Source organism: Micrococcus sp. 63XJN7_8_ISO-PGPR-S23-253 (assembly GCF_056173425.1).
This window is the reverse complement of the sequence record NZ_CM149673.1, coordinates 1803665-1827668: the sequence shown is the minus strand read 5'-3', so window position 1 is coordinate 1827668 and position 24004 is coordinate 1803665. Positions and strand designations below refer to the sequence as shown.

Annotated in this window: 20 protein-coding genes and 1 pseudogene; 15 read left to right on the top strand and 6 right to left on the bottom strand. The window is 70.0% G+C overall.

Translation table 11 applies throughout. From position 1 onward, the window contains the following. The first annotated feature begins 153 nt into the window (after positions 1-153). The 11 genes from AC0VX4_RS08435 (at position 154) to AC0VX4_RS08385 (ending at position 12905) form a co-directional block, all read left to right on the top strand. Positions 154-1077, top strand: a complete 924-nt coding sequence (locus tag AC0VX4_RS08435) for a glycosyltransferase family 2 protein (RefSeq protein ID WP_462623866.1) — start codon at positions 154-156, stop codon at positions 1075-1077. Continuing rightward, positions 1074-2135 carry a CgeB family protein gene (locus tag AC0VX4_RS08430; protein ID WP_475464242.1) on the top strand — a complete coding sequence of 354 codons (1062 nt, stop codon included), beginning with the start codon at positions 1074-1076 and terminating at the stop codon, positions 2133-2135. Before AC0VX4_RS08435 ends, AC0VX4_RS08430 begins: the two co-directional genes overlap by 4 nt. Further along, positions 2132-3253 carry an RNA-binding protein gene (locus AC0VX4_RS08425; protein ID WP_475464241.1) on the top strand — a complete coding sequence of 374 codons (1122 nt, stop codon included), beginning with the start codon at positions 2132-2134 and terminating at the stop codon, positions 3251-3253. Before AC0VX4_RS08430 ends, AC0VX4_RS08425 begins: the two co-directional genes overlap by 4 nt. Next, positions 3250-4041, top strand: coding sequence for an acylneuraminate cytidylyltransferase family protein (locus tag AC0VX4_RS08420; protein ID WP_475464240.1), 792 nt, complete (start codon positions 3250-3252; stop codon positions 4039-4041). Before AC0VX4_RS08425 ends, AC0VX4_RS08420 begins: the two co-directional genes overlap by 4 nt. Further along, complete coding sequence (locus AC0VX4_RS08415) at positions 4038-6281, top strand: N-acetylneuraminate synthase family protein (protein ID WP_475464239.1); 2244 nt, start codon at positions 4038-4040, stop codon at positions 6279-6281. The genes AC0VX4_RS08420 and AC0VX4_RS08415 overlap by 4 nt, the downstream gene beginning before the upstream one ends. Then, the gene (locus AC0VX4_RS08410) at positions 6272-7411 is read left to right on the top strand and encodes a glycosyltransferase (protein ID WP_475464238.1); all 1140 of its coding nucleotides are present in this window, start codon (positions 6272-6274) and stop codon (positions 7409-7411) included. The genes AC0VX4_RS08415 and AC0VX4_RS08410 overlap by 10 nt, the downstream gene beginning before the upstream one ends. Continuing rightward, the gene (locus AC0VX4_RS08405) at positions 7408-8553 is read left to right on the top strand and encodes an acyltransferase family protein (protein ID WP_475464237.1); all 1146 of its coding nucleotides are present in this window, start codon (positions 7408-7410) and stop codon (positions 8551-8553) included. Before AC0VX4_RS08410 ends, AC0VX4_RS08405 begins: the two co-directional genes overlap by 4 nt. Then, entirely contained in the window at positions 8550-9587 is a 1038-nt protein-coding gene (locus AC0VX4_RS08400) for a glycosyltransferase family 4 protein (protein ID WP_475464236.1), read from the top strand. Before AC0VX4_RS08405 ends, AC0VX4_RS08400 begins: the two co-directional genes overlap by 4 nt. A gap of 16 nt (positions 9588-9603) precedes the next feature. Next, positions 9604-10566 (top strand): glycosyltransferase family 2 protein, encoded by a 963-nt coding sequence (locus AC0VX4_RS08395; RefSeq protein ID WP_475464235.1) that lies wholly within the window; start codon positions 9604-9606, stop codon positions 10564-10566. Between the two features lie 9 nt (positions 10567-10575). Beyond that, on the top strand, positions 10576-11748 hold the full coding sequence (locus AC0VX4_RS08390; RefSeq protein WP_475464234.1) for a glycosyltransferase: 1173 nt from the start codon (positions 10576-10578) through the stop codon (positions 11746-11748). 206 nt (positions 11749-11954) lie between these two features. After that, the gene (locus tag AC0VX4_RS08385; RefSeq protein ID WP_475464233.1) at positions 11955-12905 is read left to right on the top strand and encodes a glycosyltransferase; all 951 of its coding nucleotides are present in this window, start codon (positions 11955-11957) and stop codon (positions 12903-12905) included. A gap of 49 nt (positions 12906-12954) precedes the next feature. On the opposite strand, the gene rfbA is transcribed toward AC0VX4_RS08385, so the two are convergent. From rfbA to AC0VX4_RS08370, 3 genes are read right to left on the bottom strand one after another with little or no spacing between them, the layout of a single operon-like run. After that, positions 12955-13824 (bottom strand): glucose-1-phosphate thymidylyltransferase RfbA, encoded by an 870-nt coding sequence (gene rfbA, locus AC0VX4_RS08380; protein ID WP_475464232.1) that lies wholly within the window; start codon positions 13822-13824, stop codon positions 12955-12957. Between the two features lie 10 nt (positions 13825-13834). Further along, on the bottom strand, positions 13835-14752 hold the full coding sequence (locus tag AC0VX4_RS08375; protein WP_475464231.1) for a glycosyltransferase family 2 protein: 918 nt from the start codon (positions 14750-14752) through the stop codon (positions 13835-13837). Continuing rightward, complete coding sequence (locus tag AC0VX4_RS08370) at positions 14749-16746, bottom strand: glycosyltransferase (RefSeq protein WP_475464230.1); 1998 nt, start codon at positions 16744-16746, stop codon at positions 14749-14751. Before AC0VX4_RS08370 ends, AC0VX4_RS08375 begins: the two co-directional genes overlap by 4 nt. 438 nt (positions 16747-17184) lie before the next feature. On the opposite strand from AC0VX4_RS08370, the gene AC0VX4_RS08365 reads away from it, so the two are divergent. Continuing rightward, a complete protein-coding gene (locus tag AC0VX4_RS08365; protein ID WP_475464229.1) occupies positions 17185-18249 on the top strand; it encodes a glycosyltransferase family 4 protein in 1065 nt (354 codons plus the stop codon). Between the two features lie 235 nt (positions 18250-18484). Here the strand turns inward: AC0VX4_RS08365 and AC0VX4_RS08360 are convergent, their stop codons facing one another. Both AC0VX4_RS08360 and AC0VX4_RS08355 read right to left on the bottom strand, forming a co-directional pair. Beyond that, a complete protein-coding gene (locus tag AC0VX4_RS08360) occupies positions 18485-19105 on the bottom strand; it encodes a glycosyltransferase family 2 protein (RefSeq protein ID WP_475464228.1) in 621 nt (206 codons plus the stop codon). Positions 19106-19118: 13 nt separating this feature from the next. After that, on the bottom strand, positions 19119-19988 hold the full coding sequence (locus AC0VX4_RS08355) for a glycosyltransferase family 32 protein (protein ID WP_336574925.1): 870 nt from the start codon (positions 19986-19988) through the stop codon (positions 19119-19121). A gap of 40 nt (positions 19989-20028) precedes the next feature. On the opposite strand from AC0VX4_RS08355, the pseudogene AC0VX4_RS08350 reads away from it, so the two are divergent. Next, positions 20029-20345, top strand: a pseudogene (locus tag AC0VX4_RS08350) (integrase core domain-containing protein); the annotation flags it as partial. Positions 20346-20350: 5 nt separating this feature from the next. Here AC0VX4_RS08350 and AC0VX4_RS08345 read toward each other — a convergent pair. Beyond that, positions 20351-21247: a glycosyltransferase family 2 protein gene (locus tag AC0VX4_RS08345; protein ID WP_475464227.1), complete on the bottom strand. Its 897-nt coding sequence runs from the start codon at positions 21245-21247 to the stop codon at positions 20351-20353. Positions 21248-21531: 284 nt separating this feature from the next. Between AC0VX4_RS08345 and rfbB the strand changes: the two genes are divergently transcribed. Together rfbB and AC0VX4_RS08335 are read left to right on the top strand one after the other, a co-directional pair. Then, complete coding sequence (gene rfbB / locus AC0VX4_RS08340; RefSeq protein WP_475464226.1) at positions 21532-22527, top strand: dTDP-glucose 4,6-dehydratase; 996 nt, start codon at positions 21532-21534, stop codon at positions 22525-22527. Between the two features lie 13 nt (positions 22528-22540). Next, positions 22541-23974, top strand: coding sequence for a sugar nucleotide-binding protein (locus AC0VX4_RS08335; RefSeq protein ID WP_475464225.1), 1434 nt, complete (start codon positions 22541-22543; stop codon positions 23972-23974). Positions 23975-24004 lie beyond the last annotated feature (30 nt).

Genomic DNA, 24004 nt, shown 5'->3' with positions numbered 1-24004 from the left:
CGTGGCTGTCCGGTCAGTGTACCGAGCACCGTGTCGACGGCCACGAGGCCGCCCCACCGGACGGCACGGGCCCCCGCCAGTCCTTCCCTATACTCGTCACAGGCTTATCGGGCGCTGGGTGCGCCCTCCATCCGAGCCGAGGGAGGAACCCGCATGGCAGCCCAGTCGCCCACGGCGGCCGTGACCGTGGTGATCCCGCACTACGGCGATCCGGCCCCCACCCTCGCCCTCGTCGACCGCCTGCTGGCCGATCCCGGGGACGCGCTGGCCGCCGTCGTGGTCTCGGACGACGCCTCGCCCACCCCGTATCCCGAAGCCCACGATCCGCGTCTGACCGTGGTGCGCCGCGAGCGCAACGGCGGGTTCGGGGCGAACGTGAACACCGGCCTGGCCGCGGTCACCACCGAGCTGGCCCTGGTCCTCAACTCGGACGCCGAGATCACGGGGGCGCAGATCGACGCGCTGGTGGCGGCGGCCGCTCCGTACCAGCCGGCCGTGGTCAGTCCGCAGGTCGTCAACGAGGACGGCACGCCGCAGTGGTCCGGCCGGCACTTCCCCACGGTCCTGCACCAGACCGTCGAGTGGCTGACTCCGCTGGCCCGCTTCCGTCACCTGGACGTGCTCCACGAGGCCGTGGGGCACGACGTCGCGGCGGCCCGGTCCGCCTCGCCCGTGGCGGTCGACTGGGTGATGGGCGCCGTGCTGCTCCTGCCGATGGCGCAGGTCCGCGCCGTCGGCGGGTTCGACGAGGAGTACTTCATGAACTCCGAGGAGGTCGACCTGCAGCGTCGCCTGCGCGAGCGCGGCGTGCCGTCGATCGTGGTGCCGGCCGTCCGTGTGCCGCATGGGCTGCACGGCTCCTCAGATCCGCTGCGCCGGCGCGGCTGGCTGGTGGACTCCCGCTACCGCTACGCCCGGAAGTTCGGTCACCCCCGGGTCCTCAAGGCCGCGCTCACCGCGGCCACCGGGGCGAACTTCGCCGTGAACGCGCTCCGGCAGGCCCGGGGTGTGGACGTGGACGCCCGCGCCGTGCTCCGGGACGAGCACGCGCTGGTCTGGAAGGGGCAGCGCCGATGAGCGCCACCGGCTACACCGTGCCGGCGCCGATCGACGCGCGGGGCGGCCGCTCACCGGAACGGCTGTTCCTCGTCTCGCCGGCGTTCCACGGCTATCACCGCTCCATCGCGGCGGCGTGGGCGGCCCAGGGCTTCGACGTCACGGTGCACTGCTACGACGCCTACGCCACGCTCGGTATGAAGCTGCGGAACAAGGGGCTGCTCGAGCTGCCGCAGAAGGCGGGCGTGGACCGCACGGACGCGCGGGTCGCCTGGGACACGGGGCGGGCCGTGGCCGCGCTGCGCGAGGCCCGGCCGGACCGTGTGCTCGTCATCAAGGGCGACTCGCTGGGCGAGGACTTCTGGTCCGAGATCCTCGAAGCGGGCCTGCCCCGCATGCTCTGGCTGTACGACGACCTCGCGCGGCACGACTACTCGATGGAGTTCCTGCGCTCCGTCGGGCCGGTGCTCAGCTACGCCCGCTCCGAGGCCGAGCTGCTGGCCGGCGAGGGCGTGGACGCCCACTACATGCCCAACGGCTTCGACCCGGCGATGGCGCTGCCGGAAGTGCCGCGGCGCGACGAACTGGTCTTCGTGGGCTCGCGCTACCCGAATCGCGTGGAACTGCTCACCCGCCTGGCCGCGGCCGGGGTGCCGGTGCTCGCCTACGGGCGTCAGTGGAGCCACCACCCGGTGGACCGCCTGCGCACGTGGGAGCTGACCCGGCCGGACCTGCCGGCCGAACGGGACATCCCCCTCGAGGAGGCGTACGCCGTGCAGGCGGCCGCCGCGGGCGCCATCAACATCCACGGCCTGCAGGCCGGCCACGCGATGCGGACCTTCGAGGTGCCCGGCATGGGCGGTCTCCAGCTCGTCGATCGCGCCGATGTGGCCGAGTTCTACGTCCCGGACGAGGAGGTGCTCGTCTTCGAGGACGCGGACCACCTCATCGAGCTGGGCCGCCGGATCGTCGCGGACCCCGCCTGGGGAGCGCGCATCCGGGAGGCCGGCCGCCGCCGGTCGCACGCGGAGCACACGTTCGCGCACCGGGCGGCCATGGCCCAGGGGTGGTGGGCATGACCGACGCGCCCCTCTTCTGGCGCTCCGAGGACCTGCCGCGCTGGCACGCGTGGCAGCGCGCCCAGTGGCCGCTGACCCGGCGGGCCGCGGACACCGCGCGCTCGACCGTGCGCGGCGTGGCCGGCGCCCTGACGCGCCGCCGGTCCACCGGCGACGACGTCCCGCGCCTGCTCCTGCCGGCGGGGGACGTGCACACGCTCGTCGCCCTGGAGTCCTTCGGCCCCACGCAGCTGGCCGCGCTGGCCTCGCCCGTGGCGGCCCTGGCCACCGCGCGGTCGGAGGTCGCCGCCGGGGTCGGCTGGGTGCTGCCCGCCGGTGACGCACCCGCCCTGCCCGGGGCCGCGGGCCACCGGGAGCACGCCGCCACCGCCGACGTCGTGACGGATCGCCTGTCCGGGCTCCGCCGCGTCCTGGTGGCGGGGGAGTACCTGCCCTCGGGCCGCGCCGCCGTGCGCTGGGCCCGGCAGCGGGGGGCGCGGGTCGGCGTCGTCCAGCACGGGCTGCTGGCCGTGTCCACGCCGCCCGTCCCGCAGGACGCCGCCCTGTACGCCTTCACGAGCGCGGACGCCGACTGGTGGACCCAGGGCCGCGCCGATGTGGAGGCCGTCCCGGTGGGCTCGGCGCTGCTGGAGCAGGCCCGCCGGACCGCGCCCGCGCTCTCGGGCGCTGGGGACGACGGCCCCGGGGTGTTCCTCGGCCAGCTGCACGGCGCCGAGCTGCCCCGCCGGGACTTCGCCGCGGCCGCCGAACAGTACGTGCGAGCCACCGGCGCCGCCTACCGCCCCCACCCGGCCGAGCGGGACCGCCTCTCCCGCGGCCAGCACGCGGCCTGGCGCAGGGCCGGCGTGCGGATCGACGATGCCGGCGCGCCCCTCATCGCCACCCGCGGGCCCGTGGCGGCCGTCTTCTCCACCGGGATCCTCGAGGCCGCGCAGGCCGGCAGACCCGCGTGGGCCGTCCACCCGGACCCGCCCGCCTGGCTCGAGGGGTTCTGGCAGCGCTACGGCATGACCCGGTGGCGGCCCGGCCGCACCCCGGAGCCCACCCCGCCCCTGGCCTCGCCGACCGCGGACCCCGCGGCCGCGATCGCCGAACACGTCTGGAAGGAGACCGCGTGAGCATCCTGTGCGTCATCCCCGTGCGCGGCGGGTCCCGGGGGCTGCCCGGCAAGAACATCCGCCTCCTGGGCGGCCACCCGCTCGTCGCCTGGACCATCCAGGCCGCCCTCGAGGCGGAGGAGGACCTGCACGTGGTGGTCTCCACGGACTCGGCCGAGATCGCCGAGGTCGCCCTCCGCTACGGCGCGGACGTGCCGGGCCTGCGTCCGGCCCACCTGGCCCAGGACTCGACCCCCACCGAGCCCGTGATCGAGCACGTGCTCGCGGCCGAGCGCGCGGCCGGCGTCGAACCCGAGGGCGTGATGCTGCTCCAGGCCACCAGCCCGCTGCGCCTGCCCGGCACCCTGGACCGCGCCGTGCGGCAGTTCCGACAGACGGGGGTGGACTCGCTGGTCGGCGTCGTCCCGGTGTCCCCGTTCCTGTGGCGCCATCCCGAGGATCCCGACGGGGAGCCGATCCCGGACTTCGACGTCACGGTGCGCAAGCGCCGGCAGGACATGTCGCGCGCCGACCTGCGGTTCCGCGAGAACGGCTCGCTGTATGTGACGCGCCCCTGGGTCTATGACCGGCTGCACAACCGGCTCGGCGGCCGGATCGGCATGCTGGAGCTCGACGACCTCGAGGGCGTGGACATCGACACCGAGTTGGACTTCGCCCTGGCTGAGCAGCAGATGGACCAGTACCTGGCGGTCCAGAAGGTGCTCCGGCACCGCCCCGACCTCGGTGCCCCGCGCACCGACGAGACCCCCACCACCGGCCCGAACCGCACCCCCGGAGGCGCGCAGTGATCATCGAACGCAGGCTCACCCCCTACCTCGTCTTCCCCGAGGACTCGCTCCTGGCCGCCCTGCAGAAGATGACCGACAACCGCGAGCGCACCGTGTTCGTGGTGGACTCCCACGGCTTCCTCGTCGGCTCGCTGACGGACGGGGACGTGCGCCGCTGGCTCGTGGCGCATCCGGAGGCGTCGCTGGACGTGGCCGCGGCCGACGTCGCCCATCGCAACCCGGCGACGGCGTCCCTGGGCGCCTCCCCGGACGAGATGCGCGAGGCCCTGCCCGCCGGGGCGCTGCACCTGCCGCTGCTGGACGAGCGCGGCCGCCTGACGGCCCTGGCGATCAACCGGGAGGCGGAGCTGCGGATCGGCGGGCACCGGATCGGGGAGGGCCACCCGGCGTTCCTGATCGCGGAGATCGGCAACAACCACCAGGGCGATGTGGACCTGGCCCGCCGTCTCGTGGACCTGGCCGTCGAGGCGGGCGCGGACGCCGTGAAGTTCCAGCTGCGGGACATGGACGCCCTGTACCGGCAGTCCGGTGCGGCCACCGCCGGCGAGGACCTGGGGGCCCAGCGCACCCTGGACGAGCTGGCCAAGTTCTCGCTCTCCGCCGAGGACATGGTGCGGGTGTTCGACCACGTCCGGGAGGCCGGCGTCGCCCTGATGTGCACCCCGTGGGACGCCCCGTCCATGCGGGTGCTGCGCGAGTATCCGGTGGACGGCGTGAAGATCGCCTCCGCGGATCTGACGAACCACGGTCTGCTGCGGGACGCGGCCGCCTCCGGCCTGCCGATGGTGCTCTCCACCGGCATGTCCCGGGAGGAGGAGATCCGCGAGGCGGCGGCCCTGGTGCGCTCCTCCGGCGTCCCCTTCGCGATGCTGCACGCCCAGTCCACCTACCCCGCCCCCTACAAGGACGTGAACCTGGCCTACCTGGACCGGCTCGCGGAGATCGCGCAGACGCCGGTGGGCTACTCCGGCCACGAGCGCGGCTTCCACGTGGCCCTGGCCGCGGTGGCCCGGGGCGCCGCGATCATCGAGAAGCACTTCACCGTGGACCGCGGGCTCGAGGGCAACGACCACAAGGTCTCCCTCCTGCCGGAGGAGTTCGCGCAGCTGGTCCGGCAGACCCGGGACATCGAGGAGTCGATCGGCGTCGGGACCGAGCGCGTGGTCTCCACGGGCGAGGCGATGAACCGCATCAACCTGGCCAAGTCCCTGGTGGCGGCCCGTCCGCTGCGGGCCGGCGCCACGATCACCGCCGACGACGTGACCGTGAAGTCCCCGGGCCGCGGCCTGCAGCCCAACGAGCTGCCGCGCCTGGTCGGGCGCACGCTGCACCGCGAGATGGCCGAGGGCGACTTCTTCTTCGCCGGGGACCTCACGGACACGGTGCCCACCGGGCGCCAGTTCCAGTTCCGGCGCCCCTGGGGCCTGCCGGTGCGCTACCACGACGTCGAGGCGCTGACGAAGGACTGCACCCCGGACTTCCTGGAGTTCCACTTCTCCTACAAGGACCTCGAGATCGACATCGACTCGGTGTTCACCGAGCCCATGCCGATGGGCTTCACCACCCACCTGCCGGACATCTTCTCCGGTGACTTCCTCGTGGACCTGGCCAGCAACGACGACGCCGTGTGGGAGCGCTCGATCGCCGAGGTGCAGCGCACGATCGACATCACCCGGGACCTGAAGCGCTGGTTCCCGAACGAGGAGGAACCCATCATGGTCATCACCATGGGCGGGTTCACCCTGGACCGGCACATCCGCCCGGAGGAGCGGCTGCCGAAGTACGAGCGCATCGCCGAGGCCGTGCAGCGTCTGGACACCTCCGGCATCCGGATCGCCGCGCAGACGCTGCCGCCGTTCCCGTGGCTGATGGGCGGTCAGCAGTACCACAACCTCTTCATGGACCCGGACGACACCGTGGCGTTCGTGGAGGCCACGGGGGTGCCCCTGTGCCTGGACATCTCCCACTCCAAGCTCTCGGCCACGTTCCTGGGGATCCCCTTCTCGGAGATGGTGGAGAAGCTGGCCCCGCACACCATCCACCTGCACCTCGTGGACGCCACCGGTGTGGACGGGGAGGGACCGCAGATCGGAGAGGGCGACGTGGACTGGCCCGTGCTGTGCGAGCAGCTGGACCGCCTGGCCCCCGGGGTGAGCTTCATCCCGGAGATCTGGCAGGGCCACATCAACAACGGCGAGGGCTTCTGGACGGCCCTGGACCGCCTGGAGCAGTGGCTGTGATCCCCGAGGCCGCGACGACCACTCCGGCCCCGCTGACGCTCTGGGTGGTGCCGGTCGCCGACCTCGGCGGCGTGGCCCGGCACGTCCTCGACGTCGCGCGCGTGGGCCTGCCCGGCCTGCGTCTGGCGGTGCTCTGCCCCGAGGGTCCGCTCGCCGAGCGGCTGCGCGAGCAGGGCGCGGCGGTGTTCACCGGGGACGTCGGTCCCGACGCCGGCCTGGCCGCCTCGGTGCGGACGCTCCGGACGGCGGTGCGCACCCTGCGCCCGGCCGCGGTCCACACGCACCTGGCCTACGCCGACCTCGCGGCCTTCACGGCGCTGGGCACGGGGCGGGCCCTGCGGCGGGCCGGTGCGCCGGCGCTGCTCAGCACCGAGCACGGGATCGCCCCGGACGACGGGCTGTACAACCGTGCCGCGGCGGCCCGGGTGAAGAACGCCGCGCACCGCGCCCGGCTGCGCGGCACGGACCTCGTGATCGCGGTGGCGCAGTCCACCGCGGACGTGCTCCGGCGTAAGTGGGGTGCGGGGGCGCCTATCACCGTGGTGCGCAACGGGGTGGATGTGCCCGCGGTGCGCGCCGCGGCCGCGGGGCAGCGGCGCGCACCGGGGGAGGGGCTGCGGATCCTTTCCCTGTCCCGGCTGGCCCCCGAGAAGAACCTCGACCGGCTGATCGCCGCACTGCCCGCCCTGCTGGAGCGCGACCCCGGGACGCGGTTGACGTTGGCCGGCACCGGGCCGCTCGCGGCGGCGCTGCGTGCGCAGGCCGAGGACCTCGGTGTCGCGGATGCGGTCGACCTGCCCGGCTTCGTGGAGCCGTGGGGCACCATGGCCGAGCACGACGTGCTGGTGCAGCTCTCCTCGTGGGAGAACCTCAGCTACACCCTGCTCGACGCCGCGGCCGCCGGCCTGCCCGCCGTCGCCACGGACGTGGGCGGCAACGGAGAGATCCTGCCCGCCGAGCGGCTGGTCCACGAGACCACGCCGGCGGCCATCGCCGACGCCGTCGTGCGTGCCGCGGTCGAGGGCCCGGGCGAGGCGCGCGTGGGCGACGTGGAGGCCATGGCCCGGGCGACCGCCGAGGCGACCCTCGAGGTGCTCGGGCGCCGGGTGGGGAAGGTGGGTACCCGATGACCGCGGCGAGCCCGAACGAGCCGGGGGCCGCCTCGGTGGCCCCGGTCGAGAAGCGAGTGCCGGGTCCCCGGTTCCGAGAGCTGGACGGGCTCCGCGGCCTCGCCGCGCTGGCCGTGGTGTTCTCACACTTCGGCGGTACGCACAATTTCCACTACCGCGACGATCCCCCCGCTTTTCATGACTTCGTCTGGGGTAGCACGGGGGTCCAGCTGTTCTTCATGATTAGCGGTTTCGTGATCCTCATGACCGCACGCCGGGCCTCGCGTCCCAGCGATTTCGTCATCTCCCGAGCCGCGCGGCTGTACCCGCCGTACTGGCTCTCGCTTGCGTTCGCCGTGGTGATCCTCGCCCTCGTTCAGGTGCCGGGGTACTCGCTGAGTCCGGGGCAGATCCTCGTCAACCTCACGATGGTCCAACGATGGTTGCTGGTCGATGATGTGGTCGACGTCTACTGGACCCTGGCGGTCGAGATGCAGTTCTACGCACTTGTCTTGACCCTCCTCATCCTCAGCCGGTGTCGCCTGTCGGACCGTCTCGTCCTGTGGGCATGCCTGGGTTGGTCTGTGTTGTCCTGGACGGTGGTGGCTGTGACTTCACAGGCCGCGGCGCCACGCCCAGCGGGGGACCCCACGTGGGTCAAACTCGTCAACAACATCACTGTTGCCGAGTATGCGCCCATGTTCGTCCTGGGCATGGTGGTGTTCCTGGCACGGGAGACGGGTCGCCACCGACGAGCGGTGGCCGCAGCCTATGCATCGGCTGTCGTGAGCCCCTTCGTCTTGCGCGACATGACCCTTGGTCTCTGGGTGCTGGCAGCAGCGACCCTGTTCACTGCTGTGGCTCTCCGACGAAGGACGTGGCTCCTCACAACGCCGCCCTTCCAGTTCTACGGCCGCATCAGCTACTCCCTGTACATCATCCACGTCATTCCCGGTTATCTGGTCATCCATGCTCTATGGCCATACGTAGGCCGGAACATGGCCATGCTCGTGGCCTTGGCCGTGGTCTCCGTGCTCGCCTGGGCCCTGCAGAAGTACGGCGAGGAGCACCTCGGCCGCGCGGCCAAGCGCGGGCTGACCCGCGTCCGCTCCGTCGTGGACGCGCGCACCGGACATCCCCGATCCCTGGAGCCGGCCCGATGACCGGTCGTATCTGGATCCTGGCGAACCAGGGCGAAGTGGGTGGCGGCGAGGTGATGCTGCACCACCTCGCCACGGCGTTGCGCGAGCTGGGGCGGGACGTGGGCGTCGTGGCTCCGGCGCACCCGGCTGAGACCGCCGATCGCCTGGCCGCGGACGGTTTCGACGTGGTCCGCGTGGGTGGGCCCGGACGACTGGGGTATATGCGCGCTCTCCGGGCCTGGGACCGTGGCCGTGGCGGGGACGACATCGCGTGGTGCAACGGGCTGCTGCCGGCCGCGGCGCTGGCCGGTCGGCCGCGCCGGATCGTTCACCTGCACCAGGTGCCCGAGAAGCCGGTTCTGCGCGTGTTCTCCGCCCTGGCGCGTCCCGGTGCGCTCGCGGTCCTCGTGCCCTCCCGGTTCGCGGCGGACCGCATCCGCGGGGCCCGCGTACTCCACAACTGGGTTCCGGGCCCGACGGCGCCACAGACACGGCGGGCCCGCGGTGCCGATGAGCCGGTGACCGTAGGCTTCCTTGGCCGCCTGTCCGAGGACAAGGGCATCCTCACCCTGCTGGAGGCCGCCGCGCTGCTGCGGAGGACCGACCCGCGCGCCTTCGTGTTCCGGGTCGCGGGGGAGAGTCGATTCGTGGCGGAGGACGAGGCCGAGCGGCTCGCCACCGCCCTGAAGGCAGCCGGTGAGGACGTCCAGGTGCTCGGCTGGCAGGACACCGCCCAGTTCCTGGCCACCGTGGACGTGCTGGCCGTGCCGTCGCAGTGCGCCGAGGTCTTCGGCCTGGTGACGGCCGAGGCGATGGCGGCGGGCGTTCCGGTGGTGGCTTCCGATGCGGGGGCCGTTCCCGAGGTGGTCGGCAGCGATCACCCCTTCGTTTTTCCGCAGCGCGACGCCGCCGCACTCGCGAATTGCTTGCGGGCGGTACGAGCGATCGATCTGGGGGCGGTGGCCCACTCCCAGCGGCGCCGCTGGGCGTCGCTGTTCTCACCCGAGGCCGGCCGCGCCGCCGTCGCCGAGCTCCTGAATGACCTGTCCCTATGATCCCCGCGGAGGACTCATGACCGAGACGCCCCTGACCCCCGAGGCCAGCGTGATCGTCCCCAGCCGGGGCGGAGCCCAGCGGCTGCCGCGCCTGATCGGCGCCCTCGCCACACAGGAGGACGCCCCGCCGTTCGAGGTCCACGTGGTCGTGGACGGGGATGTGGACGGGTCGGAAGCGGTGCTCGCGCAGTCAGCCGCAGACCACCCGAGCCTGGACCTGAGCTGGACCGTCTTCCGGGAGAACCACGGACGGGTCGCCGGGCTCAACGCAGGTGCCGACGCGACGTCCGGCCGCATCCTCATCCGCGCCGACGACGACCTGGAGCCCGGACCCCACTACATCCGGGACCACGTGGCCGCGCACTCGGGGGAGCCCGGCGGAGCGATCGGACTCTATCTGAACGTCCTGGAGCCCACCCCGTATCAGCGCGCCTACGGTGACACCCAGGACGTCTTGCACCGCGAGCACGCGTATGCGCTGCCAGCGGATCGGCAGTGGCGGCACTGGGCGGGCAACGTGTCCGTCCCCCGTGCCCTGCACGAGCAGATCGGCGGCTACGACCCGGACTACCGACAGTACGGGTGGGAGGACATCGACTACGGCTACCGGCTGCACGCGGCAGGCTATCCCGTGGTGATCCGCCCCGAGCTGGAGACGCGGCACCACGCTGCCGCCGTGACGACGCACTCGAAGGCGGTGCGGGCCTTGCACGGCACGGCCGCGCGGAACTTGTTCGTGACTAAGCACGGGGCGGCACCGCTCGGCACCATCGGCGCTCCGCGGGGCGTGTGGGGTGCTGCCGTGCGCCTGGTGGCGTGGGGCACCACCGAAGCCACTCTCACGCGCTCCAGTGCTCTGATCGACGCCGTCGCGGACTACCTGCCCCGGGGGCTCGCTCGTCGACTCATCGCCCTCCAGGTGGAGGGTGCGGCCGAGGCAGGACGGGCCCACCCCCACCGTGCGCAACGGGCCATCTGAGGAGACACGATGTCGGAACAGACCCCCGCAACGATCGCCATCGCCCACGACTACCTCACCCAGAAGGGCGGGGCGGAGCGGGTGGTGCTCGCCCTGCACCGGATGTGGCCGGACGCGCCCATCTACACGACGTTCTACGACGCCGAAGGCACGTTCCCCGAATTCAAGGACGCGCACATCATCACCTCACCCCTGAACCGGGTGGGGCTGCTGCGGAAGGACCCGCGGAGAGCACTGCCGCTGCTGCCCCTGGCCTCCTCGCTGATGCACGTGAAGGAGCCGGTTGCCGTCGTCTCGACCTCCGGCTGGGCGCACGGATTCCGCTACGACGGCGCCACGCTCGTCTACTGCCACACGCCGGCGCGCTGGGTGTACCTGCTGGACGACTACCTGGGCGAGGGCGGCCGGGACAGCATCAAGGGCCGGGTCGCCCGCGTGCTGCGCCCGGGCCTGCGCAGGTGGGACCGCGCGTCCGTCCGGCGTCGATCACGCTATGTGGCCAACTCCACGGTGGTGAAGGAGCGGATCGAAGACGTCTACGGGCTCGACGGCGTGGACCTCGTGTTCCCGCCGCACTCCGTGAGCACGGAGGGCCCGCAGGCGCCGATCCCCGGCGCCGAGCGGCTGGCGGAGGACGGTTTCCTGCTCTCGGTCGCGCGGCTCATGCCGTACAAGCACGTGGATGTGGCCATCGAGGCTGCGGCCCGCGCGGGGCGGCCGCTCGTGGTGATCGGCAAGGGCCCGGAGGAGGCACGGCTGCGCGCGATGGCGGGGGAGGACGTGGTGTTTGGCCAGGACCTCACCGACGCGCAGCTGCGCTGGGCGTACGCGCACGCGACGGCACTGATCGCAGCGAGCCACGAGGACTTCGGCATCACCCCGCTCGAGGCGAGCGCGTGGGGCGTGCCCACCGTGGCGCTACGGGCCGGCGGTTACCTGGACACCATCGTGGAAGGCGTCAACGGGGTGTTCGTGGAGGAGCCGACGGTGGATGCGGTGGCCGGAGGGGTGGAACGTCTGCTGGCTCATGACTGGGACCGGGCGGCGATGCAGGCGCATGCCGAGCGGTTCTCGGAGGACACGTTTGGTTCCGCGGTTAGAGTGCACATGGAAGGACTGGACCAGAACCAGAATCTGCGGCTTATGGGGCCACATGGGGGAAAGCGAAGTCGGTCGGCATGAAACTTGTGTATCTCAGCCCGTTCCCGCTCTCCCAGGACAGGGCGACGGGCGAATGGATCCTCGAGGGGAAGAGCTGGACCGGAGTGCTGGAGTACGCCCGCCTCTGGCCGGGAGAGGTGGTCTTCGCCACCCCGGGGGTCCTTCCTGCCGCCGCGGGGGCGACCCCGTCGGGACATCTCCGTCAGAGGATCGACGGATCATCTCCGGTGGAGATTCTCGTCGTGCCCCCGTTCGCCCAGCGCGAGGAGCAGGTAGCGTCGTTGCGGGGCCTCGCCCCCGACGTCGTGCTGACTCTTCTCCACGCCCAGGCCGCCCATCTTCCTGAGCGGCTGCCCATGGTGTTGACCGCTGAATTCACTTTCGCCATCCGCCGTGACCAAGCCCTCGCGTCTGGACGAGCGATCGACAAGGGGCGCGCTGTGGCCGGGCTGCTCCGTCGCGAGCGTGTCTACCGCGTCATGGTCCGGGACGCGCTGTCCATCCAGTGCAATGGCCCCGCCGCGATGCGGGCCTACGGGCCGCTGACATGTGATCCGCTGGGCTTCATGGACCATCGCATCACCGAGTCGGATGTCCGCGCCAATGACACGCTCCCTCCGTGGGACGGCATCCGCCCCTTGAGGCTGGGGTTCTCCGGACGATGGACCGCGATCAAGGGGCCGGAGTACGCGGTGCGGGCGATGGAGGTCCTACGGGATCACCTTCCCGGGGTCACCCTCACCATGTTCGGCGGGGGAGAGTTGGACGGCCATCTGCGGGGTATCGCGGGCCTGGACGTTCGCTTCGCGGGATTCTGCGACTTCGAGACGGAATGGAAGCCGTTGGTGCGGGAGACGGTCGACCTCATGCTCCTCCCTCATGTCCAAGGTGATCCCTCGTGCACGTACTACGAGAGCTTGGGCAGCGGCGCTCCGGTAATCGGATTCCCCCAGGCGACCCTCTCGCCGCTGGTGCGGGACAACGGTGTCGGCGTCGTTGCACGGCGGCGCGATGCTCGGAGCCTGGCTGAGGCGGTGCTGGCGGCCGCGTCTGACGTCGGGCAGTATCAGCAGATGCGACGGGCTGGCCTGGAACTTGTGGGGGCGGAGACGTGGGAGAACGTGAACCTGAGCCGTGTGGAGCACTTGGTGCGCCACGCCGAAGGGGGGCGGCGCTAGGGAGGCCGGGGGCGCGGGGGCGACCGAGCCCCCGGCCCCCCGAGCTTGATCAGCGGCCAGACTCGAGGAGGTCGAGCAAATACTTCCCGTACCCCGACTTCACGAGGGGCTCGGCGCGCTCGCGCAGTTCGTCGTCGGTGAGCAGGCCCTGGCGCCAGGCGACCTCCTCGGGCGAGCCGACCTTGAGGCCCTGACGGGACTCGATGGTGCGGATGAAGTTGGACGCGTCGTTCAGGTCGTGGAACGTGCCGGTGTCCAGCCATGCCGTGCCCCGGGGAAGGACCTCCACGTTGAGGCTGCAGCGTTCCAGGTAGGTGCGGTTCACGTCGGTGATCTCCAGCTCGCCGCGCGCCGACGGCTTGAGGCCCTTCGCGATCTCGACGACGTCGTTGTCGTAGAAGTACAGCCCGGGCACCGCATAGTTGCTCTTGGGCTCCTCGGGCTTCTCCTCCAGTGAGACGGCCTTGCCGGCGTCGTCGAACTCCACCACGCCATAGGAGCTGGGGTCCGCTACCCAATAGCCGAACACGGTGGCTCCGTCGACCTGGGTGTGACGGCGCAGCTGCTGGCCCATGCCGGGGCCGTAGAAGATGTTGTCCCCCAGGACGAGCGCGACATGCTCGTCGCCGATGTGGTCCTCCCCGAGGATGAACGCCTGTGCCAGGCCGTCGGGGGAGGGCTGCTGGACATAGCTGAGCGAGATCCCGAACTGGGAGCCGTCGCCCAGGAGCCGCTGGAACTGCTGCGCGTCATGGGGCGTGGTGATCACGAGGATGTCCCGGATCCCCGCCAGGATGAGCGTCGAGAGCGGGTAGTAGATCATCGGCTTGTCGTACACGGGCACGAGCTGCTTCGAGATGCCGTGGGTGATCGGGTGCAGACGCGAGCCGGTGCCGCCGGCAAGGATGATGCCCTTCATGAGCCCGAGTCTAGGCGGAAGACGGCCCGCCCTCGGGACCGGCAGATCGCGCTTCCTTTGCCGGGAGGAGCGGCTGCGGCGGCTTCCCCAGAAGGCGATACCGCAGATGGCCCTCCAGCAGGCCCAGGGTCCATCCCCATGCAGCGGCGTCGGTCAGGGACCCGCGCCCCCTCATCGCGCGCAGACCCTGGGGAAAGGCGCGCGTCAAACCCTTGACTGCTGCTGAGGCGCTCACCCCGTGCGGGTCGGCGGTCTCCGGATGGCGGGCCCACAGCTGGACCGAGGTTCGAGCGTAGGACCGCCGCTGGCGTACGGTCCCCTTGACCGTCGGCCGCTGAAGATAGTCGATGCGTGCTCCCTCGGCCAACCGCGCCTGCCAGCCGGCTGCTGCGGCGCGCCAGGCGAAGTCGGCCTCGTCGTGCCCGCCCACGAAGGACTCGTCGAAGCCGCCCACGGTCTCAAAGACCGCCCGGGACATCCCCATGTTCCCTCCGAGCGGATACAGCGGGCCGCCGAAGATCTCTCCGAGGCCGATGTCCGGGCCCAGGCGGTTGCCTGCATCGTCGACCGGCGTGGCTATCCCGCCCGCCAGCCCCCCTTCCGTGAGAGTCTGCCGGAAGGAGTCGACCCAGCCTGGGTGAAGGGTGTCATCCGCGTCGCAGATCAGGAGCAGGTCTCCGCGCGCGGCGGCCAGTCCCGTGTTCCGGGCGTGGTTCACCCCCTGACGCTGATCGGCAAGCACCGTGCGCACTCGCGGATCGGCTGCGGCGGCCGCCGCGAGCAGAGTGGGGGTGGTGTCGGTGGAGAGGTTGTCCACGAGCACCAGCTCGTCCTCGGGGCCCAACTGGGCGAGCACGGTGGTGATCTGTTTCCCGATCCAGGCCTCGGCGTTGTAGCAGGGGATGATGACGCTGACGGTGGGTTTCATAGGTAGACCTCCTGGAGGCGGGCGTGGAAGCGCTGTTCTCCGTATTCCTCGGCCACGGCAGGTGCCGTGCGGCGGGCATGTCCATTGGCGGCGTCAGGATCTCGGAGCACCCGGTTGACGGATGCCGCGAAGGCCCGGGGGTCATCGGCCACGAACGCGGCGTCGGCGGGGTGGATGCCCTCGTTTCCCACGGTGGTCGTCACCGTGGGCACTCCGCGGATGAGTGCCTCCACCACCTTGAATTTCACGCCAGCGCCGTAGCGGAGGGGGACCACCACCACGGCGGCTTCTGCATACAGAGGTTCGAGGTCGTCCACGAAGCCCAGAACCTCGACGGCGTTGGCTTCGAGTTCTGCCACGACGTGATCGCGGAGCCCGCCGCCCGCGACGGCGACCCGCGCGTTGGGGTGCGCTTTGCGCACTTCGGGGAGGATCTCGGTGACGAACCAATGCATCGCGTCCTCGTTCTCCCAACGGGCCATGTAGCCCACGAAGAGAAGCAGGGGGTTCGTTGAGGAGGGGGCTTCAGTGCGCACGCGGCCGGAGATCGCGGGGGGCACCACGTGCACCCGTGCGTGCGTGCCTCGGCGGGGCAGCAGATCGGCGTCCTTCTGGCTGAGGACCACGACATCGTCGGCGTGTCGAGCGATCCGACCCTCGAGTTGGAGGGCGGCGGCACGCCGGACCGCCCAGGCTGCTCGGCGTGGGATGCTCGTCTGGAGCTTTCGCTGCCGCCCGAACCGTTGGGAGAGGACGTCGTGCAGTGTCACGACGACGCGCGCGTTGGGATTGATGCGGCGAATGGCTCCCAGCAGGATGGCGGTCTCCTCCCACTGCACGTCGATGACATCGGCCTCTGCCACCAGGTCTCGAACCCGTGAGAGGGCGACGCGGCTCAGCGACGGGGACACTGCGAGCAGGCGTTCTAGGCGGCCGCGGCGGTCTGCCGCAGGGGAGAGGATCCGATGGGAGAAGGGGACTCCGCGGGCGAGAGCGCGACGGTTGGCCGGGCCATCGGTCGTGACCATCGTCAGCTCGGCACTCTCGCCTAACACCTCGGCAATGGAGTGCACCAGGTGCTCGCCCGCTGACTCCTGGCGGGTCCACGATGGGAGAACGGGCGTGAGCATGACGGCTTTCCGCTTGGCCGAGGCGGAGGGGACAGAACTTCTGCGCGCTTCGAGGGCGGAATGGACCGCCTGCTCCGCGGCGCTTGCCCATGCCTGCCAGTTGAGTCGCGCCTGGCCGTCTCGGGTTGCCGCCTCGGCGGCGCGCGCCACGGTTGCCTCCGAGAGCTCCCCGAGTAGACGTGCGGTCTGGTCGACGGCCTCGCCCGGGGCGACGAGCCATCCGGTGAATCCGTCCTGGACGATGGTCTCCACACCCCCTACGCGCGTGGCGATGACGGGCAGCCCCGCGACCAGGGCGTCGGTCATGACCACGCCGGCCGCGTTGGCCAGGGCGAGGTCAAGGAGGACATCGTGCTCCCTGTAAAGCTCGACGAGGACCGACCGGTCTACCACGCCTGGCGTGACCACCCACGGGGGGAGGCCTTCCGGGGTACGGCCGACGATGGTCAGTCCGATCTCCCGGCTCTGTCGAGCCTGCTCCACGGCGAGGACAACGTCGTCTCCACGCTTGCGCTCCCAATCGGCGATGACAGCCAGGACTCGCAACGGGGAATCTGGCGTCCGTGGGCGGGGCGCATTCGACGTGGGGGTCGCGGGGCCGAAGGGGGCGACGGTCACCCGACTGGGTGAGACGCCTGCGTCCCCGATCAGACTGCGGGCAGCCCAGTCAGAGGCAACCAGGAAGTGATCCGTCACGGCGGCCCCGGCCTGTTCGACGCGCAGCCCCTCCCGTTCGTTGCGACGGCCGAGGCCGGTCGCGATCGGGTAGAACCCGCAGATGGCGGGGAAGGTGGCATCCGTGACCTGGACGAGGGGCAGATCGCGGGGGAGGGAGAGCACATCGGTGGACGAGGCGATGGCCACCAGGGCATCCAGGGGCTCTCCCGTGTGCGCGCGGATCTGATCCGCCAGAGCTGCGCTGCGAAGCCGAGCGGTCGCCATGGTGTGCGTGGGGAGACTGCGCCGTCCCCTCATGCCGCGGAGGCGGGTGCGGAGCCGCTCGCCGGTTGCATCCGGCTGAGTGACCGGACGGAACACGGTCACGGCGAATCGCTCACGGAGCGCGGCTGCCATGGGTGCCACGACGCCGGACCATGCCCGGGGGTCGTCGGTACTCCAGGGACTGTAGAGCCCGACATGGAGGGCCACGAGTGAGTCAACTCCTCGGTCAGGTGGTCGGCGTCGGGTCCATCCTAGGTCGGATAGGGCCGGGTACGCTGAAGCCAGTTCCTCGCGGATGCTCCCCCGAGGGGGAGCGTCGAGGAATCGTTCTCCATCCGCGATGCCATTCGGGAGGCGCCCGTGAATACCCGTTGCCTGGTCCTCACCTCTGGTCGCGCAGCGGACGGTCCGTATGGGATCGACAAGCTCCGCCAGTTCGGGTACGACCTCACGGACGTCGAGCCGGCAAGGCATCGAGTCCACCGCAAGGTCCGCGACGTCGTTGAGCATCGCTCTGGCCGGCCGATGGACAAAACGATCCGGTCTGTCCGCAAGGCCTGGCAGGCGGATTTGGTGCTCGCCTTCCTGGAGAAGGAGGCGCTCTCGGCCTCTTGGGCAAAGCGCCGAGGCCTGGCGCCTTACGCGCGGAAGCCGCTCGTTATGATCGCCTGCTGGCTGGCTGATGAGCTGCAGTCGATGACTGCGGCGGAGCGGGCGGCCACAGTGGCACTGTACGACGGCGTAGATCTGATCCTCGTCTTCTCCCGGAACCAGATAGAGCTCCTCGTCGAGGCGGGCTTCCGGCGCGAGAAGGTGGAGGCTGTCAGCTTCGGTTACGACCCTGGGCAGTTCCCGGTCGCGCCCTTTGAATCGCGGGATGGGATCGTGTCCGTCGGCGCGGACCGTGGCCGAGACTTCGCCACGCTCGTGGAGGCCATGCGAGGCTCCGAGCTGGAGCTGCACCTCTACACCGGTGAGGGGCATCTGCGGGGTGTCACGCCTGGTCCGGAAGTGGTTTTTCACGGACGAGTCCCGTTCTCCGAATATCGTCGCATCGTCGCGTCTGCATCCGTCGTGGCAATCCCGACGCACGTGATGGCCTATTTCAGTGGACAGACCGTGGCCCTGGAAGCCGCTGGCACCGGCGCCTGCTTGGTCCTGACGGACACCCCCGCCATGCGGGAGTACTTCACCGACGAGACGGCGGCCTTCGTGCGCCCGGGTGATTTGGCGGGCTGGCGTCAGACCCTGGAAGACCTGGCATCGGATACTAAGAGGCGTCAGGGATTGGGGAGCCGTGCCGCGTCCTTTGCTCGGGAGCGCTTCACCTACACAGAGATGTGGCGCCAGGTGGACGAGATCCTGCGCTGTCGCGGGTGGGCTCGTACATCAGTGGCAGACGAGAGCGGCATGCCGCAACCCTAACAGGGAGCGTCGTCAGGTCATCGGCCGAGGCCTAGCGAGCGTTCCAGGCGGGTCCTGAGGCCTTCCAGCTTCCCGTGGCGCCGGGCCCAGTACTGAGCCTGCCCGGTTGCCTCACCGGCGAGGGGAGACTGATTTTGGCCCAAGAAGAATGACAGATCTAGATCCTGGAGCAGTCCTGGAATTATCTCCTTCTCCAAGCCGGGATTATTCTTCACTATTGCTGATCGTGTGGCAGTCAGGGCGTCAATACCATTGTAATTGTCGAGGTTTCGCCCTCTCCTTGAAACCGGTACATATATCCAGGCCTCTCGGCTCGCCTGGCCACGCCCGCCGTCTGGAGAAGGAGGCGAGTCCACCATTCCCAATCCTCGAATCCAATCCGCAAGGTTTCGTCATATCCTCCCAGTTTCTCCCAGTCGTGACGGCGGAAAAGGCAACTGTTGTTGATGGGGCAGCTCCGCACCATCTCTGGCGCGGTGACAACCTCAGGTGGTAAATGCCGATCCGTTGTATGACCGAAACTTTGCCACTCCGTCGCAGCGCTCGTCGTGTCGTGGGTGTCCATGTGCTGCACCAGGCACTCGATAAATCCTGGGAGAAGATAGTCATCCGAGTCGAGGGGAAGAATATAGTGCCCGGTCCCGGCTGCAATGCCCACGTTGCGCGCGGCTGCGACGCCGGCGTTGCGCTGGTGGATGACCACGGCATCCAAGGAGTCGAGGACTGCCAGGGTCTCCTCTCGCGTCGAACCATCATTTACGACGATCACCTCGGTATCTAAATCCTTGGGGATGGAACCGACCGCCTGGAGGAGATTCGCCGGATCTTCGTTGTAGCAGGGGATGACAACGGTCAAATTCACGAGGGGATCACCTGTAATTCTGGAGGACGGGTTGCGCGGAATCGGTAAGGATGACCCGGTCGCGATACTTCAAGGACAGCGGATGGAGAATGTCACCCAGAATCTCGGTCCACCAGATGGGGTAGACCGCGGGCGTGGCGTAAGGGTCCGCATCCGCCGCGTCGGCTTCCGCCAGGGGGGCTGACAGATAGTCCATCCGTGCGTGCAGCTCTCGCATCCATTCGGCGGTGAACGGAGAGTGGGGCTTGAAGATGAACATGGAGGGACCCATCAGGGCGCGGTAGTGACGGCGCAGAACGGCCCTTAGGCCGTGGTGGGGATGCCCCGCGTACTCCGAGGTCACCTCGGCATAGCCAAGGGCTAGATGCTCCTCTGAGCCGTTGAGCTGGTCGATGAGGGGGCGAACCGGGTGCGGCATCGGTTTGACGTCGATGTAGGCGCCGCCGTAGTGGTGCATGAGGTAGGCCCGCAGATAGTCCGACTTGTGGACCGACGTCAGGTGTTCGAAGGCAGGGTGGAATGGGTGCCCCGGGAGCATGACGGACCGAGGTGTTCGGACGATCGTCACCTCCACACCCGGCTGCGCCTCCAGTGCCTGGAGGGAGGCCTTGCGTGCCGGGGTGGGTGCCCCGCCCAGCCAAATAGTCCAGAGCCGGTGGGGGGCAGCACCGAGCGTTGGTGTCGCAGGTGCCTCGCGGGCCAGGAAGGTATGCGCGAAGAATGAGGGGTCGTATCGGTAGGGGAACTTCTCCTCCAGTGCGGCCCACCGGCGATCCTCCAGGGCGATCCGAGCATCCCGCGCGGCCCATCGGGCGTGCTTCGAAGCCACGAAAGCCCGGTGCTTGAATCTCCTGAGAGCGTCCGGCGTCGGTGTCATGAGGCCAGCCTAGTTGTGATGTCCAGGGCGCTTCAGCCTGGGTGTGGGGGTGGAGCGGGTCCTGACGGGTAGCGGCTCTGCCTACCTCGCCTGTGCCTGGCGCGATGCTTGCACGCAACTGGGGATCAAGCGCAAGCGGACTCGACCCTCTCGACCGCAGACGACCGGAAGATCAAGCGGTTCCATCGCACGTTGGCCGAGGGGTGGGTCTATGCGAGGTTCTACGCTTCCACGCCCGAGAGTGATGGGCAGCTCCCGAGGTGATTGCTCTTCAACAATCATCATCGAGATCACTCCGCGGTCGGAGGTCTGCTACCGGTGACTAGACTGACCAACCTCCCTGAACATCCCAGCTAGCGGGCTCAGAAGGGGGTAGTCCACCCCTCCCATTTGGTGGGCAAAGGCACCATGGGGAGACCTCGAGCCGCCTCGACCTCCTGGGACCACGCGGCCGCCAGGTTAGCCTCGCTCAGGCCGGCTGCGGCGCGCCAATGGTTGCCGATGTCGGGGCGCAGGGTGTCGGCCTTTTCGAGGGCGGCGGCTCCCAGCACAACCTTGCGGATGCGCTGCTCCAGCGAGCGGTGAGGAACGTGCGCGATGCGCAGGGGACCGGGAACGTCGCGGGCGAGGTCAAGGCATGTGTGGTTGCCATCATCCACCCACACCCACCGGTCCGGACGGATGGCGACCTTCTTTGTACTGGGCTCCTGCCTCATACGGGCCACGGCGTTCGGATCGGTGAAATTTACCCCCTCGAGGGTGCCGGGCAGCAGGTCATAGGAGGCGGCCGCCTGGACCCGGTCTGGCCCAACCTGTCGGAGCGCGTCAACGACGGTCCCCTCCTGCCCGAACCAGAACTCGTCGGCGTCGAACAGGATGATCCAGTCCGCCCCCGCTCGGTGGGCAAGCCAAGTCAGGTAGGACATTGCCCGACCCTGATAGAACGCGTCGAGCGCGTTCACCCCGACATGTACCCGGCCATCTTCGCGGGCGAGCTCCGCCAGAACGTCCGGGGTGGCGTCCTCGCTGAGGTTGTCCACCACAATTACCCCGTCCACGCCCTGTCCGAGCAGGTGGCGGATAGAGCGGCCGACCACGTCTGCCTCATTGCGGACCATCGTCACCGCCCACACGCTGCCCGGCTTGACGTTCCGACGGGGCAACTTAGGGACAGTGATGGAGCGCTCGACGCGGCGCTGCAACGGCCGCCGCCGAGCCATCGCAGTCCGAAGGAGGCGGGCCAGGCGCTTTAACTCCATGCGTCACACTCTACCTAGGCGCTAATCGGATCTCCGGCTACCTCAGAGGAGCGCCTTGCTGGCCTCCCGGAGAGACACCTGCCCGGCCCGTGATTCGCTAAGCGCCCGTGTGGTCTCTCGCGTGCATGCCTTGTCCGGTTTCGTGATGGAACCGCGGGTGCTTCGTTGCCCGTGGGGCACCACCGCCCGGGGCAGAGTAGGCGGTGTATCCACAGGCGCGGCGTTTGACTGCAAGAACGCCGTCTCGGGCCCGCGTTGCTCCCGACCTCTGTAGCCTGAGCCCCATGCACCTCCTCGTCACCGGCGGCGCCGGGTTCATCGGATCGAACTTCGTCCACCACGTCGTCCGCGAGACCGGGCACGACGTCGTCGTCCTGGACAAGCTCACCTACGCCGGCAACCAAGAGAACCTCGCCGGCCTTCCGGCGGACCGCGTCACTCTCGAGGTCGGGGACATCTGCGACGCGGCCCTGGTGGACCGCCTGGTCGCCGAGTCGGACGCCGTCGTGCACTACGCGGCGGAGTCCCACAATGACAATTCGCTGAACGATCCGTCCCCGTTCATCCAGACGAACATCGTCGGAACCTTTGTCCTCCTGGAAGCGGTCCGCAAGCACGGCAAGCGCTTCCACCACGTCTCCACGGACGAGGTCTACGGCGACCTCGAGCTCGACGACCCGGCGAAGTTCACGGAGACCACCCCGTACAACCCCTCCAGCCCCTACTCGGCCTCGAAGGCCGGCTCGGACCACCTGGTGCGCGCGTGGGTCCGCTCCTTCGGAGTGCAGGCCACGCTGAGCAACTGCTCCAACAACTACGGGCCGTACCAGCACATCGAGAAGTTCATCCCGCGCCAGATCACCAACCTGATCGACGATGTCCGGCCCCGCCTCTACGGTCAGGGCGTCAACGTCCGCGACTGGATCCACACGGAGGACCACTCCTCGGCCGTGCTGCGCATCCTCGAACGCGGCGAGATCGGCCGCACGTACCTGATCGGCTCGGACGGCGAGAGGAACAACAGGGAGATCGTGGAGATCCTCCTCGAGCTCTTCGACCGCCCCGCGGACGACTACGACCTCGTCGCCGACCGCCCCGGCCACGACCTGCGCTACGCGATCGACAACACCGCGCTGCGCACCGAGCTCGGCTGGGAGCCGCAGTTCACGGACATCCGGGCCGGCCTGGCGGACACCGTCCGCTGGTACCGCGAGAACGAGGCCTGGTGGCGCCCGGCCAAGGACGCCGTCGAGGCCACGTACCGCGCCCAGGGCCAGTGAGGGAGAACCGCTGATGCGCATCACCGAGACCGCCATCCCCGGCCTGCTCGTCCTCGACCTCGACGTCCACGGGGACAACCGCGGCTGGTTCAAGGAGAACTGGCAGCGGGAGAAGATCCGCGCCCTCGCCGCCGAGCACCCCCGCTTGGCCTCGCTCGCCCCGGTGCAGAACAACATCTCCTTCAACGACGCCGTCGGCACCACCCGCGGCATCCACGCCGAACCGTGGGACAAGTACGTGGCCGTCGCCCACGGCCGGATCTTCGGCGCCTGGGTGGACCTGCGCGAGGGGCCGTCCTTCGGCGCCGTCGCCACCGTGGAGCTCGGCCCGGAGAAGGCCGTCTTCGTGCCGCGCGGGGTGGGCAACTCCTACCAGACGCTCGAGCCGGACACGGCCTACACGTACCTGGTGAACGACCACTGGTCCGCCGACGCGCAGGGCCGGTACACGTTCCTCAACCTCGCGGACCCGACGGCGGCCATCGCCTGGCCCATCCCGCTCGAGAACGCCGAGCTCTCGGACAAGGACCGCGCCCACCCGATGCTCGCGGACGTCACCCCCATGCCGCCCGCCCCGATCCTCGTGCTCGGCGCCGGCGGGCAGCTCGGCCGCGCCCTCGTGGCCCGGGCCGAGGCGGCGGGCATCCCGGTGGAGGCCCACAGCCGGGACACGTGGGACATGGCCGATCCGGCCTCGTGGCCGCGGGAGCACTTCCGTGGCCTGCGCGCCGTGGTCAACGCGTCCGCCATGACCGCGGTGGACGCCGCCGAGACGCCCGAGGGGAGGGCCCAGGCCTGGGCCGTCAACGCGACCGCCGTCGCCGAGCTCGCCCGCCGCTGCGCCGAGGCCGGCGTCCCCCTGGCGCACGTTTCCACGGACTACGTGTTCGACGGCACCCTCCCCGTGGGGCAGGAGCACCCGGTGGACCACCCGCTCGCGCCGCTGGGCGTCTACGGCCAGTCGAAGGCCGCCGGTGAGGCCGCGGTGCGCACCGTGCCGCGGCACTGGATCGTCCGCACCTCCTGGGTGATCGGAGAGGGGAAGAACTTCGTGGCCACGATGGCGTCCCTCGCCAAGCGCGGGATCGACCCGGCCGTCGTCGCCGACCAGCACGGCCGCCTCACCTTCGCCGACGACCTCGCCGACGCCCTGCTGCACCTGGTCACCACGGATGCGCCCACGGGCACGTTCCACATGACCAACAGCGGCGACGTGGTCACCTGGCACGACGTCGCCCGGTGGGTCTTCGAGGACACCGGCCACGACGCCGCCCGCGTCTCCGCCACCACCACCGCGGCGTACCTGGCCGGCAAGGAGGGCGTGGCACCGCGGCCGACCAACAGCGCCCTCGACCTCGGGCCCCTGGCCGCCGTCGGCTACACCGCCCCGGACCAGCGCGAACGCCTGCGGACGTACCTGTCAGAAACGGCGGGTGGTACACGCTGATACTCTTGCAGAAATCGCGTCTGCTCAGAG